Here is a 13,210-nt window from a genome sequence, read left to right as displayed (position 1 = left end):
GGGTGGCCGGCTTGGATGGCTAGCAGATCAGCCACGTATTGCGAGACAGACATGCCTCGCGCGGCGGCCTGCTGCTTGATCTTTTCGGAAACGAGACGCTCCGGGCGGGTTAGCAGTTCCACGCGGTCGCCTTTACGGGGTCGAGGCATGTTTCGAAGACTGCCAGCAAGATCGCGGTATCTGATACAGGACACGCCGTCGCCCGTGATGTTTTTGTGACTGGTGTGGTTCGTCATGCCAGCGGAACTGGGCCGAGGCCGCCCAGTGTGTGGTGAAGAGCAACTCAGCGAGGGAAGACGAGCCGTGCCGGACTGTTGAGCCGGGTGTGCGCCCCCGTCCAGACATAGCCTTCTGACCTGCACGTTTAGGGCTGTTGGCAGTTTAGCGGCCCAGTTGTCTGCACGGTGCCCCTGTAGAACATGGCCTGCCGTCCCTTTAAGGGGTGAAGGCATGTTTCTACGAGCAATAGGGGCAACTGTGGCATCACAGAAGAAGGACCCACCGCCGCTGCTGACGCTGCGCAGCACCGTGGTGTTCTCGGCGGCCGCGGTGGCCGCAGGGGCTAGCGGGATCGGAACCTACGCAGGAACACGTGAACCACTCACCGCTGCCGTAGCGGGCGGCGGGGTGTTCTTCGTGGCTGCAGCCTGGCTGGACAAGCACGTCGGCATCTAGCGATGGCCTGCCGTCAACATGCTTCGGTTCACCACTATGACGTAATAACGTAATGACGTTTTTGCGTTTTAGCGTAGTTATGTTGTTACGTCATGACGTAAGATCGCTGGTATGCCGATTATTTCCCTGGTGCACACCAAGGGTGGGGTCGCCAAGACCACCAGCGCGATGTATCTCGCAGCCGCGGGCGTCTCGCGCGGCTTAGACGTGGTGCTCGTCGATGCCGATCCACAAGGCTCTGCACTCGAATGGGCCGCCGACGCCACGGCCGACGGTCCGATGCCGTTTCCTGTAGTGCCGGCCAGCCGGCCCCTGACCGCAGATCGCGATTGCGACTTGACAATCATCGACACCCCACCTGGAACGGCGCAGGTAATCCAGGAGGCCATTGACATCGCAGATCTGGTCGTCGTGCCGACCGGGACGTCCCCGCTGGACGTTCGACGGTCTGGCCCACGTTGGAGATCACCGCTCACCGTCCGACCGCCGTCCTGCTGACGAGCGTGGATCTACGCACCCGTCTTGCCGATGAAGTCCGCGGACTCTTGGAGGCCGAAGGCGTACCCGTCATCGGGACCCCGATCCTGCGGCGCGAAGACGTGCGCCGTGCCTACGGCGCCACTCCCACCCGTCTGCACGGCTACGACGATGTTCTGACCGAACTCCTGGAAGCGATGGCCCATGTCTGATCTGACCTCGAAGATGGCCGCCCGTGTGCGCACTGAGCCCTCCAAGCGGGCCGCCGAAGCGTTCCGGTCCCCCGCAGATGACATGCAGAGAGCCACGGTCTACCTGCCCCGTTCTACTGTTCGGGGCCTCAAGCAGGCCGCCCTTGACGGCGACACCAGCATGAGCAAGATCCTCACCGATTTGGCCGATCGTGGCTGGCCGACAACGCCAAGACGTAATTACGTTGTTACGTTGTTACGTCTGTACACCTCCGAATGCTTGAAATTGGTGTCTTCATTGGTGTCCCAAATTTGATATAGTGCTTACAGATGCGGTCGGCTTGTCCGGCTGTTCGTGAAGAAGCCTCCCTCTCTGAGGGGGGCTTCCTTGTTTGTCTGGCACAGTGACCGGTTGTGTCAGTGAACCCAGCGGAGATCTTCAAGAGCCTGCACCCTTCGCGACTGGCGCATTATCGGTCTCTTTCTGGCGGGCAAGACGCCGATGCGCTGGCACTCTACGAGTGGAACATCGAGGTCGCCGCCGCCTTACAGGACCCGTTGGGAATCGCCGAGGTCGCGGTGCGGCATGCGATCGACACGCAGCTGTGCGGGTGGTCGCAGCAGCATGTAGGTGCGCCTGAATGGATCGGTCACGTTGCCAGCATTCCGTACCTGTCGGGGCCGAACGTGTTCAGCGCATCCCGCCACAACCTTTACAAGGCAGCTGACCAGTCTCGCCGCGCTCGGCCGGCCAACCACCCCCGTCACGGCGGCGCGATCACCCATGACGACCTGGTCGCGAACGTCATGTTCGGCACCTGGGCCAACCTGCTACCCGAGAAGTTCAATGCGGGATGGGTGGACCCAAACGGCCATCCGGTGCAAAACCCGGTGAACCTTCAAGCCCGTCGGGACCTGTGGCGCAACTGCCTGCATGGGGGATTTCCCCACGTCCAACACGACCCGCGCGGGTACGGCACAGGCAACAAGGTTCGTGATCTGCGGAAACTACGAAACCGCGTGTCTCATATGGACTCACTGCTCTATGTCGACGTTCGACATCAGCACGACCGGGTTCTCCTACCGCTGCTGAACTCGATCAGCCATGAATTGCGCGACTGGGTCGTGAGACGAAGCAAGGTACAGACCGTGCTGACGCAGCGACCCACGACGTCATGACGTCATGACGTACTTACGTTGAGACGCAATTACGTCTATACGTCATGACGTAATAATCCATAGCGCCCCCGAAACGGCGCCGGCCTGCCTTAGGACTGTCGTTGCAAGCGTTTTGCCCAGGCTGGGTAACTGCCGAGGCTTCGAAGCAGCGGAGCAGTGAGGTCCGCGGCGACCTGGCCGGGGTCGTCGTCGAGGTCGTCTAGCGAAGCTTCAGTGGCCCGCTCATAGATGTTCTCGGTGTAGATCGGCCCTCCGTCGCCGAAATGCTGGTCGGCGAGGGTCCATGAGACCGAGTCGTTGAGGCCATTCATCGAGAGTGCGAACCGCCAACTGCCGGTATATCCCCACTGATGGGAGACCGCCGCAGCGAGTCGGGCAAGCATGCTGATGTGACCGACGATCAACGCCTCAAATATGACGGTGACGTCGGGTTGGGCAGGGAACACGTTTGGGAATGATCGTGTGGTCACGGCTCGCTCAGATGCCAGAACGAGCCGCCCGGATTCGGTGAAGACGATCTCGGCGGCGTGGTCGTTGCCCGAGAAACGTTGCCCGTCGTACATGCCAGTGGTGAGTGCGACGCCGCCAGGACGTCGGGCGAAACCGCTGGCCTGGGCCAAAGTTGGTGCATACGTTTGGTTTTGAGCGTCCGTGGCTGAGTGCACTAGTTGAAGCACTGTTTCTTGCCACGTTGATGATTCAGACAAAGCAACGAGCATGTCCTCGCGGGCCCCGACCGGCTCGGCCACCACCACTAACAGTCGTTGGTCACCGCCGACGAGGTCTGTACGTATCGCGCGCGCATCCGCTCGGAGGTCACGACGATCAGCCAGTCGCCTGTCGAGTAGCCGCACTACCTCGGCATTGGGGAGCATTCGGTTGGTTTTGTCGCCGCGGCCGTAATAGCGGCCATCGACCATGTGCGGGGCTCGAACTGACTGCGGCACGTGGACCACGACGTAACCGAGGGTGGGATCGCTAGTGGAGTTGATGGCGGTGGTGCGGATCTGTACCGCCTCGTCGACTCTCATTCGCGCGATCTGCTCGATGCGTTCGGCGAGTCCGTGGATAGGGACGGGCCACAGGCCTGGCGGTGAGGTGTCCTCGTCGACGCCGATCAGGATTGTTCCTCCGTCAAGAGCGAAAGCAGCGATGTCTTTGGCTAGGTCCTTGTTGGCGGCGTTACCGGATCCCAGCTCCCGCTTGAGATCCAACCAGTGGGTTTCTTCAAGCAACCCATTCAGCGCTAACCGCTGGAGTTCGTCTTCTGTACGGGCTTGGATCGCATCCATGGGGGCTCCTCAACCGGACTTTCGCGCGGACTAGCGGCTGAGCTGTTCGCGTAGCCGTTTCGCTCCGCGGTCGGACACCGACTGCGACGAAAGGACGTAGGCGGCGGCTTGATCGGGAGTGAGCCGGCCGCCGCTGATGTGGCCGCCGAGGAAGCGTCGCGCTTGGGCCTTGTCATCTGCTCCGGTCCAGCCGTTACGGCCGCCGTAGAAGATGACGGAATCGAGGTCTTTGCGCACGTCATCGTCCATCTCGGACGGCGTGACCTCTCCCGTCAGCAGGTTGACCGCGGCCGCGCCAGCAGCCCACTCGGCCAAGGGCGTGGAACCCTCGACGACAGCGAGTGAATGACCGCGAGCGAGGCCCATCGCGAAGTGCAACGACCGTTCATCTGGCACGAAGACTAGGACCGGCCCGCGGTCGGGCCGGCTACGGCTTTGCGGCGTGGCGTGCCCACCAGCTCGGATGATCTCGTCAAGGTCGGCATAACCGAAGCTCGCGGCATTTTGCGCGTTGCTCACCAGCAGGGGCGCTAGATCCTCCTCCTGGCTGCGTTCCCAAATCCATTCGGAGGCAAGGGCGATGGCGTCCTCCCACGGCCGATCTTCGACGTCGTCGGGGACCCACGCCGCGGCTCGTAGATGTGTCGACGGGTGCAGATCGGTGCTGGTCATCACGCGGCTCCTGATGGTGAGCTGAGTTTGGCCAGGTAGCGGTATGCCGTGGCCCGGCTGACGCCGAATGCTTGAGCAAGTTCGGGTACCGGTTCGCCCGTTGCGGCGAGCCGGCGCAGCTGTTCTTGGCGTTCCGGGGTCAGCTTGGCCGGCTTGGTGGCCGGCAGTTGGCGAACTCGGCGAGAGTCGCGTGAGGCGGCGCGCCGCTCGCGGCCGAGCTCGAGCTCGAGCTCGGCCAGCGTCGCCATAATGGTGGCCACCGCACGCCCCGTCGGCGTACCGGTGTCTACGCCTTCACGTAACGCGCGCAACAGGATTCGGCGCTGGCCAAGATCTGCGATGGTGCGAGTTACTTCTACGACAGATCGGCCCAGCCGATCGATGGCGGTTACCACTACGGTGTCACCCTCGCGGGCATAGTGAAGCAAGGCCGTGAGACCTGGCCGATCGGTGTTCACCGCACCGGAGAGTTTGTCGGTGAAGACATGACCGGATTCGACCCCCTCGGCGGCGAGCGCGGCGAGCTGCGCATCAAGGTCCTGGCCCAGAGTGCTTACCCGCGCGTACCCGAGAATCGCCGTCACAGCACCACTGTCGCATTGCGCACCGACAACGAGGATCTGAGACACGCTGTGTGAGACGAGAAATGAGACGGCGCCACCTGGGGCGATGCGACGGGGGAGTGTTCCCCGTAAGCCGGTCTCGTTTCTCTAGAAACGAGACACGGTTAGATTGCCGCCGCTACAACTCAATCGCCACGCGCGTGGAATCACGGCTTGGCGTCTGCGTTAATCTGTCTACTTCGGTGAGAAATCGCGAGCTGAGGCTGGTTGACCTCCGGGGCGCATGCGTTGATGCGCCGTCAGGAAGTCATCGACGATGTGTTCGCAGTGGTGCCGGCTCATGGTGTGGAGTCCGGTCATGCGTGCGAAGGCGAGTGGTCCGACGAGTTGGCACATGGCGAGTTCGACGTCGAAGTCATCGAGTTCGTCGCGCGCTTGGGGGCTCTGCAGGATGGTGTCGAACGGTTGGCGGTATTGGTCGACGACCCTTTTTCGCAGTGACTGCGTGTGGCCCGCGTCTTTACCATCTGGCGACAAAGGCCCTAGTGAGACCCAGGCGAGGGTGGTGAGGTGAAGGGGTGCCTCGGCGAACAAGGTTGCCTGACGGGTGAGCAGTTCGATCAGCTGCTCTCGCAGGGGAACTGAGCTCGGAAGCGGCGGGGTGACCTGGGGCAGGAGTCGCTCGAAGGTGGCGGCGAGAAGGTGGGAGGAACTGGTGAAGTGGCGGTAGAGGGTGGTTCGTGCGACCTTCGAGGCCTTGGTGACCGCCTCGATCGTGACCGCCTCGACTCCGCCGGTACTGAGCAGGTGAGCGGCGGCGTCGAGCAGTCGGGTCCGTGACCGCGCCCGACGCGGATCGGCGTCGTCGCCGTCGGGCAACACATGTTCGCTCAACGCCGTTTCCGTCGCCGGGATTGTCTGGTCATTACGACTCTCACCACGTTATGGTACCAACGGTAGCGTAGCGATACTGGTCATCCCTAGCCGCGGCTGAACGTGACAGTGTCACCGCTCTGACAGCCCTAAGCACGCGAAAGGCTGCGGACCGCCGATGACGACAACCGAATCGATCAGGCACGATTTCCTCACCGGGAGACTCGGCCGACGCGAGATCATCCTTGACTGCACCGCGACGATCGCCACGAGCGGTGGATATGACGCCGTGAAGATGCGCGCCATCGCCGATCGTGCGGGCATGGCAGTCGGCACCCTGTATCGCTACTTTCCGTCGAAGCCGCACGTGCTGATCGCCGTCCTCGCGCGTGAGTTCGAACGTATTGGCGCTGAACGAGATTGGACGGTCACAGCGGGATCGCCGCGCCTGCGGGTGGAGCAGTTGAACACCCGACTATGCCAGGAATGGCGCGCTCGGCCGGCCCTGACCGAGGCCGTGACCCGCGCATTCGTCGTCGCCGATGGCAGCGCGAGCGCCGAGGTGGCCCGCGCGGCGGGGGTCATCGAGCACCTGATCGGGCTGGCGATCGCCGGTGAGGAGCCGAGCCCGACACAACACCGAGTTGCCGCCCTGGTCGGCGATATCTGGCTGGCCAGCCTGATCGCGTGGGTCCGGCACGGCGCCTCCACCGAAGACGTCGCGATCGGACTGGAGCGCAGCATCGCGTTGATAGTCCACGACGAGAGGTAGCCGGGCCAACCCGATCCACACGAAACAACACTATTAGTAGCGCACCGATACTGATGGTATCGTTACGAATCAGATCGAGGTAGAGAGGTCTCATGATCACCCAGTGGATCGAAGCCTGCGAGGTCCAGCGCGTCAGCTTGGTTGGCGGCCTGGTACTCACCATGGCCGACTACAACGAGCTGGTCGTTACCCGACCACTGCGCTTGTCGCTTCCTGCGGTGGGGGCACACCCGGCCGAAGACGTGATGGTCGACCCGAATGACGTACCGAATCATCAGCGCCCGTTGTTGAATTTCGCCGGTAGCGTCTGCACGCTCGCCACCTGCGAGGACGACGGCACGCTGCGTGTCGAGTTCTCCAACGGCTACGGCTTCACCGTGGCCGCCGACGAGTGCTTCGCGGCGTGGGAGTTGTACGGCAAGCGCCACGGTTACATGGCTTGTCTACCCGGTGGCCGGGTCCGCGTCGTCCGCCACGACATGCCCGCGGACGACCTGGTGTCCGAGCGCCCTGCGGTGCGCCCTTGAGCGTCGACGGCCACGAAGCGGACCCGCCCGACGCCGCCGCCACCCGGGTGCGTGAACGCACCATTTCGGCTGCCAAGACCTCCGGGGAGTACAGCGAGCGCCTCGGCGCGTTGGCCCGATTCACCGTGCGACACAAGGCGTTGGTGATCGGCGCCTGGGTCGGACTGGCGGTGGTCCTGGCCCTGCTGTTCCCGCAACTGGAAACGGTGGTGCAGAAACAATCCGTCCAGCTGATCCCCCGCGACGTGGCGTCTTTTCAAACCCTCGACCGAATGAGCGAGGCCTTCGGCGAGCAGGGCTCCAAGACCATGCTCTTCGTCGCGATGGAGGACCCGGCAGGCCTGACCCCCTCGGCGCGCACGCAGTACACGGATCTGGTGTCGCGGCTGCGCGCCGACACCACGCACGTTCTGCTGGTTCAAGACCTGCTGGCCGACCCGGTGACCGCCACCCAGGCACTCAGCCAGGACGGCAAGGCCTGGTATCTGCCGGTGGGGGTGGCCGGCACGCTCGGTGACCCCGCCGCCGCCGAATCGGTCACCGCGGTCCGCGCGATCGCCGCCGACGCGTTCGCCGGATCGTCGACGACGGTGCGGGTGACCGGGCCGCCGTCGACGTTCAGCGATCAGATCGCCGAGGCCGAACACGATCTGCTGTTCATCTCCATCGCCACCGCCGGGTTGATCGCGCTGATCCTGCTCATCGTCTACCGGTCGGTGTTCACCGCGCTGTTGCCTCTGCTGGTGATCGGCATCAGTCTGGCGGTGGGGCGCGGAGTGCTGTCCGTACTCGGCGAGTTGGGTATGCCGGTCTCGCAGTTCACCGTGGCCTTCATGACGGCGATCCTGCTGGGCGCCGGCACCGATTACACCGTCTTCCTGATCAGCCGCTACCACGAACAGCGCAGGGCGCAGGTCGCCCCCGATCAGGCGGTGGAGCACGCCACCGCCAGCATCGGCCGCGTCATCCTGGCCTCGGCCGCCACGGTCGCGTTGGCGTTCGCCGCGATGGTGTTCGCCAACTTGAGCGTGTTCGCCGGGATGGGACCGGCCTGCGCGGTCGCCGTCCTGGTCGGGTTCGTGGCGACCGTGACGTTGTTGCCGCCGGTGCTGTCGCTGGCCGCGAAACGCGGTATCGGCGAACCCAAGTCCGACCGCACCCGGCGGTACTGGAACTCCGTGGCCGTGGCGGTGGTGCGCAAGCCGGTGCCGCTGCTGCTGGTCAGCCTGGCCATCCTGCTGGCACTCTCAGCGGTCGCCACGACGATGACGTTGAGTTACGACGACCGCAAGGGACAACCCGCCACCACCGCCAGCAACGAGGGTTATCAGCTGTTGGACCGGCACTTCCGCACCGACGTCGTCATCTCCGAATTCCTCGTCGTGGAGTCTCCCACCGACATGCGCACCGGCAAGGGACTGGCCGACCTCGACGAGATGGCCTCGCGCATCGCGCAGGTCCCCGGGGTGACGAAGGTGTCCGGGGTCACCCGACCCGCGGGAGCCCGCCTGGAGCAGGCCCAACTGGGGTGGCAGAACGGACAAATCGGCGACAAGATGGCCGGCGCGGTGGACGACGGCAACGCCCGCAAGGATGACCTGGCCAAGCTCACCGGCGGCGCGGACCAACTCGCCGGTGGCCTCGCCCAACTCGACACCACCCTGCGGACCGCGCTGACCCCGCTGACCGGAATCCTCGATCAGGCCCAGAGCGCAGGGCGGAAGGTGGACCAGTTTCGGCCCCTGTTGAGCCAACTCTCGGCGACCGCACCCGCGGTCGACCAGGCGCTGCGTTCGGGACCGGGGTTGCGCCCGCTCGCCGAGCAGGCCGATGGTGCCATCGCCACCATCGACCCGCTGGTGGGCGCGCTGAACACCTCGCCGTGGTGCGCGACCACACCGCAGTGCGCCCAGATCCGCGACCAGGTCCAGGTCCTCACGACGCTGCGCAACGCCGGGTTCTTCACCCAGGTCGCCGGGCTCGGGGACACCGTCGGCCAGAACGCATCCGTGGCCGACACCCTGGCCGGCGTCCAGACCGCAGTCACCTCGCTGGACAAGGCGTTCGGCGCGCTCGGTGACCCCGCCAACCTGGCCGGTAACGTCCGCCGACTCCAAGACGGCATCGGCCAACTCGCCTCGGGCGCCCAAGCCCTGGCCACCGGCGTGCACACCCTGGCCGACAGCAACATCGACATGCTTAGCGGGATGAGCCAGATCGCCACCCAGCTGCAGAACTCGGCGCGCGCCAGCACCGGCTCCGACACCTCCAGCGGCTTTTTTCTGCCGCCCAACGCCTTCGAGAACCGCCAGTTCGCCGACGTCGCCAAACAGTTCCTCTCCCGCGACGGCAAGACCGCCCGATTCCTCGTGGAATCCAGCAACGACCCCTACAGCGCCGAGGCCATGGACTTGTCCCACCAGATGGTCGCCGTCGCCGAGGCAGCCAGACCCAACACCTCCCTGGCGCAAGCCCGCATCTCGGTTGCCGGGTTCCCGGCGGTCAACTCCGACATTCAGCGCCTCCTGACCGCCGACTTCATCCAGCTGGCCGCCTCCACCCTGCTCATCGTGGGCCTGATCCTGGTGCTGCTGCTGCGCGCACTGCTCGCCCCGCTCTACCTGCTGGGCACCGTGGTGCTCAACTACACTGCCTCGCTGGGCATTGGAGTCTTGGTCTTCCAGTGGGGACTCGGTGGTGAAATCGCTTGGCCCGTACCGCTATTGGCGTTCATCATCCTGGTCGCGGTGGGCGCCGACTACAACATGCTCCTGGTGTCGCGGCTCAAGGAGGAATCCACCCGCAACATCCGCGTCGGGGTCCTACGCACCGTGGCCAGCACCGGGTCGGTGATCACCTCGGCCGGCATCATCTTCGCGGTCAGCATGTTGGGCCTGATGGTCGGCTCCATCGCCATCATGATCCAAGCCGGATTCATCATCGGCTGCGGTCTGCTGCTGGACACCTTCGTCGTGCGCACCCTCACCGTCCCCGCCATCGCCGTCCTGCTCCGCGAGGCCAGCTGGTGGCCCCACCGCCCCACCACCCCCCAGAGACGGACCTCATGAACGACCGCGTTGCCTGTGCTCACTCGTCCCGACCTACCGCAGCAGGCGATGTCCGTGTGGGGTCGACGCGGACATCGCTGCGGCGGAACCGGCGTCCACGAGCCGTCCATGTAGCCCTGCTGGCCATCGCTGTGGGCATCGGGGTCGCGACCGCGCCCACTGCGGTCGCCGATGAGGCCGGCTACCTCCAGCGACTTCAGAGCAGGCTGGCGTATCTGACAGCTCAACAACTGCTGACCGAGGGCTACAAGGTGTGCCAGCTGACCCACAGCGGCCATCCATCCTCTGACGCCATTGAGATGGTCTCGAAGGACTTGGCGATATCAGTACCGGCCGCCGTTGAGATCATCGTCGCCGCCGGAGGGGAACTCGGCTGCTGACAGCGGGCCGGGGAACTGCTGCGTGGAAAAGCAAAGCTTCTCGAAGAGCTGACGTGGTGGTAGTCCACCACCGCTCGACATGTCGGATGAGTGATGCGCGGCGAAATAGTCAGTGCAGCAACGATTTTGGACACGTAGCCAGCCGACGGCGCAGAAACTCTACAGACTGAACACGTCACCGAACTGGCCGCGTCGCCCAAGCGTGGGCAGCGTGCCCGAGCGGTGCAGTGGCGCGGTCTAGAGAGTGCAGCGGTCGAGGAAGTCGGTGACCGCGGCGGTGAAGGCGTCGTTGTCGTCCCCGGCGATCATGTGACCGGTGCCGGACACGTCGACGGTTTCGGCGTGCGGGACCAGGTGGGTGAACTCCTCGACGGTGGCCTGGGAGACCACGTCGGACAGCAGCCCGCGGACGAGAAGTGTTGGGGCGGTGACGCGTCGGGCTCCGTCAATCAGCAGATGGCTGATCGCGTCGAACTGCTCGGTGCCCGCGGCCGCGCCGTCGCGCAGGAAGTCGAAGTTGGAGTGGACGAACGCCGGGTCCCATCGCCACACCCAGCGACCGTCGGGACGCTGCCTAAGCACCTTGTGCAGGCCGTCGAGGTTCTCGGGGCGCGCGCGATGCGGGTTGTAGGCGGCGATCACCTCGGCGGCATCGCCGAGGGTGGCGAAGCCGTCGGGGTGGGCGGCCATGAACGTCACGACGCGACGGGCACCCTCGAACTCCAACCGCGGGGTGACGTCGACCAGGATCACCGCCGCCCACGACGCCCCGGATGCGAGCAGGTGCGCGCCCAGGGCGGTCATTCCCCCAGCGATGCGCCGACGACGGCGGGCGGGGTATTGGCGCTGAAGTGGTCACGGACGGCGAGCAGGTCGGTGGCGAGTCGCTCGACGTCGTAGCGCCCGGCCGGATCCCAGTCGCTGTCGCCGTGACCGCGGGTGTCATAGGCCACCACCGAGTATCCGCGCGACTGGAGCCGGCGCGCTGAGGTGGTCCACGCGTGCCGGTTCTGACCGCCGCCGTGCAGGAGGAACACGACGGGACGATCACCGTCGTGGGGGTAGTACTCGGCGGCAAGGGTGATCCCGTCTCCGGTCCGGACCCGATGCTGCACGACCGAAGTCACGATGCGTTGCCTGCGGTGCTCACGATCGTGACGGTGCCCTGCGCGGCGCATACGGCCTTGTGGCCGTTGGTGATGTCGATGCGCGCCACCCCGCTGCGTTTGCCCAGCGACACGATGTCGGCAATGGCGACGCACACCCCGCTGGACACGGGTCTGAGCAGGTTCAACTTGAACTCGGTGGTCGCGACCCACGATCCCGCCGGAATGACGGGGTAGAACACCACCCCGAGACAATGGTCGACCATCGCCGACAAACACCCGCCGTGCAGATTGCCGAACGGGGTCAGCAGGTCCTCGCGGGTATCCATCTCCGCCACCAGCCGACCCGCGGTGAGTGCGGTGTGTCGAAAATTCAGGAACGTCGACAGTCCGCCCGCCGTGTTCGCCGCGTGGAGCAGCTGGTCGGCGATCTGCGCGTCGAAGTGCGCGAACGTCGTGGTCACCATCGTCTGTCAATCCTCGCCTTCTCTGTCATCGGCCGACGGTCGTGCTCCAGCGAAACGCTCGAGCATGTCACCGAACGCGCCGAGGTCGCCGTGGGCGGCGAAGTGCTCGACGTCCACGGCAACGAACATCGCCGTGGCGGTGAAGCGCACGATGCCGTCCTGCCCGATCCCGGTCGCACTGACGTGCAGGGCTCGCCCCTCGCGGCTGTCGACGCGCGCGACGATGCGGTGGGGGTGATGCAACGGCACCGGCACGCGGTAGCCGACGGCCAGGTTGCGGGTGACCGCCGGGGTTCCGACGATCCACAGGGTGAAGCCGAACAAGTCGTCGCACGCCGCGGCGATCGCACCTCCGTGCGCGAGACCCGGTGCCCCGCCGTGCCGTTCGTCGAAAACCAGGTCGGTGTAGACCTGCTGCCCGGATCGGAACACCTCCATCTGCAGGCCGTGGGGATTGTCGGGGCCGCACCCCATGCAGGTGGGAGTGTGCGGCGGCAACCGCACCGGCTCACCGCTCAGCGCCTCGCTCACGGAGTGCTCGATTCTGTAGACGTGTCAATCTGCGATCCGACCGCGGTGATCGCCGACAGCGCCATCGCGGCCTGGCTGGTGCCGAAGACCAGTGCCACCGACAGGCACGACACCCCAGCGTCCACTTCGGGCTGCCCGTGGGATTGCGGGTGGCCTGCGCGGGAAGGGACGGATCGTCGAGGCCGTCGGACAGGGGCACGGGCTAGACCGGTGCGGCCCACATGATGGGCAGCGACGTAAAGCCCCGGATCGGCCCGGACCGCAGACGACGCGCAGACTCCAGGTCGACCTCCCAGTCGGGCACTTTGTCCAGCAACGCATTCAGGGCGGTCCGAGCCTCCATCCGCGCCAGTGCCGCACCCAGGCAGAAGTGGACACCGCGACCGAAGGCCACCTGGTGTTCGCAGGTGCGATCGATGTCGAACACGTCCGGATCG

Annotated in this window: 16 protein-coding genes and 1 pseudogene; 9 read left to right on the top strand and 8 right to left on the bottom strand. The window is 65.2% G+C overall.

From position 1 onward, the window contains the following. The first annotated feature begins 477 nt into the window (after nt 1-477). The 5 genes from BVC93_RS32830 (at nt 478) to BVC93_RS32815 (ending at nt 2,522) form a co-directional block, all read left to right on the top strand. Nucleotides 478-675: a hypothetical protein gene (locus tag BVC93_RS32830; protein WP_068920413.1), complete on the top strand. Its 198-nt coding sequence runs from the start codon at nt 478-480 to the stop codon at nt 673-675. A 111-nt stretch (nt 676-786) separates the two neighbouring features. Next, a complete protein-coding gene (locus tag BVC93_RS32825) occupies nt 787-1,173 on the top strand; it encodes a ParA family protein (protein WP_335583151.1) in 387 nt (128 codons plus the stop codon). A 5-nt stretch (nt 1,174-1,178) separates the two neighbouring features. Then, a complete protein-coding gene (locus BVC93_RS34665; RefSeq protein WP_335583150.1) occupies nt 1,179-1,364 on the top strand; it encodes a hypothetical protein in 186 nt (61 codons plus the stop codon). Further along, on the top strand, nt 1,357-1,659 hold the full coding sequence (locus tag BVC93_RS32820; protein WP_236950578.1) for a hypothetical protein: 303 nt from the start codon (nt 1,357-1,359) through the stop codon (nt 1,657-1,659). The genes BVC93_RS34665 and BVC93_RS32820 overlap by 8 nt, the downstream gene beginning before the upstream one ends. 98 nt (nt 1,660-1,757) lie before the next feature. Continuing rightward, entirely contained in the window at nt 1,758-2,522 is a 765-nt protein-coding gene (locus tag BVC93_RS32815; RefSeq protein ID WP_068920416.1) for a hypothetical protein, read from the top strand. Between the two features lie 89 nt (nt 2,523-2,611). Here BVC93_RS32815 and BVC93_RS32810 read toward each other — a convergent pair whose 3' ends face one another. The 4 genes from BVC93_RS32810 to BVC93_RS32795 all read right to left on the bottom strand — a co-directional run bounded on the left by BVC93_RS32810 (nt 2,612) and on the right by BVC93_RS32795 (nt 5,943). Beyond that, nucleotides 2,612-3,814, bottom strand: coding sequence for an AlbA family DNA-binding domain-containing protein (locus tag BVC93_RS32810; protein ID WP_068920417.1), 1,203 nt, complete (start codon nt 3,812-3,814; stop codon nt 2,612-2,614). 30 nt (nt 3,815-3,844) lie between these two features. Further along, a complete protein-coding gene (locus tag BVC93_RS33735) occupies nt 3,845-4,486 on the bottom strand; it encodes a hypothetical protein (RefSeq protein WP_192860468.1) in 642 nt (213 codons plus the stop codon). After that, the gene (locus BVC93_RS32800) at nt 4,486-5,070 is read right to left on the bottom strand and encodes a recombinase family protein (RefSeq protein WP_068920418.1); all 585 of its coding nucleotides are present in this window, start codon (nt 5,068-5,070) and stop codon (nt 4,486-4,488) included. The genes BVC93_RS33735 and BVC93_RS32800 overlap by 1 nt, the downstream gene beginning before the upstream one ends. Nucleotides 5,071-5,283: 213 nt before the next feature. Further along, nucleotides 5,284-5,943 carry a TetR/AcrR family transcriptional regulator gene (locus BVC93_RS32795; RefSeq protein ID WP_156720696.1) on the bottom strand — a complete coding sequence of 220 codons (660 nt, stop codon included), beginning with the start codon at nt 5,941-5,943 and terminating at the stop codon, nt 5,284-5,286. Nucleotides 5,944-6,100: 157 nt separating this feature from the next. Between BVC93_RS32795 and BVC93_RS32790 the strand changes: the two genes are divergently transcribed. The 4 genes from BVC93_RS32790 to BVC93_RS33730 all read left to right on the top strand — a co-directional run bounded on the left by BVC93_RS32790 (nt 6,101) and on the right by BVC93_RS33730 (nt 10,669). Next, nucleotides 6,101-6,694: a TetR family transcriptional regulator gene (locus BVC93_RS32790; RefSeq protein WP_056547435.1), complete on the top strand. Its 594-nt coding sequence runs from the start codon at nt 6,101-6,103 to the stop codon at nt 6,692-6,694. A gap of 92 nt (nt 6,695-6,786) precedes the next feature. Next, a complete protein-coding gene (locus tag BVC93_RS32785) occupies nt 6,787-7,221 on the top strand; it encodes a DUF6188 family protein (protein ID WP_056547432.1) in 435 nt (144 codons plus the stop codon). A 47-nt stretch (nt 7,222-7,268) separates the two neighbouring features. Beyond that, nucleotides 7,269-10,289 carry an MMPL/RND family transporter gene (locus BVC93_RS32780; RefSeq protein WP_056549682.1) on the top strand — a complete coding sequence of 1,007 codons (3,021 nt, stop codon included), beginning with the start codon at nt 7,269-7,271 and terminating at the stop codon, nt 10,287-10,289. A 131-nt stretch (nt 10,290-10,420) separates the two neighbouring features. Next, nucleotides 10,421-10,669 carry a DUF732 domain-containing protein gene (locus BVC93_RS33730; protein ID WP_056547418.1) on the top strand — a complete coding sequence of 83 codons (249 nt, stop codon included), beginning with the start codon at nt 10,421-10,423 and terminating at the stop codon, nt 10,667-10,669. Between the two features lie 237 nt (nt 10,670-10,906). Here the strand turns inward: BVC93_RS33730 and BVC93_RS32770 are convergent. The 4 genes and pseudogenes from BVC93_RS32770 to BVC93_RS32755 form a co-directional block, all read right to left on the bottom strand. After that, nucleotides 10,907-11,796 (bottom strand): annotated as a pseudogene (locus BVC93_RS32770) (alpha/beta fold hydrolase). Further along, nucleotides 11,793-12,242: a PaaI family thioesterase gene (locus BVC93_RS32765; RefSeq protein WP_068920420.1), complete on the bottom strand. Its 450-nt coding sequence runs from the start codon at nt 12,240-12,242 to the stop codon at nt 11,793-11,795. The pseudogene BVC93_RS32770 and the gene BVC93_RS32765 overlap by 4 nt, the downstream one beginning before the upstream one ends. A 6-nt stretch (nt 12,243-12,248) precedes the next feature. After that, on the bottom strand, nt 12,249-12,716 hold the full coding sequence (locus BVC93_RS32760) for a PaaI family thioesterase (RefSeq protein WP_192860469.1): 468 nt from the start codon (nt 12,714-12,716) through the stop codon (nt 12,249-12,251). 259 nt (nt 12,717-12,975) lie between these two features. Next, nucleotides 12,976-13,210, bottom strand: a 235-nt coding sequence (locus BVC93_RS32755) for a cytochrome P450 (RefSeq protein WP_157517385.1), incomplete at its 5' end; no start/stop codon positions are given.

Source organism: Mycobacterium sp. MS1601, assembly GCF_001984215.1.
Classification (GTDB): domain Bacteria; phylum Actinomycetota; class Actinomycetes; order Mycobacteriales; family Mycobacteriaceae; genus Mycobacterium.
The sequence above is the reverse complement of the archived record's forward strand: the minus strand, read 5'-3'. Positions and strand labels throughout refer to the sequence as shown.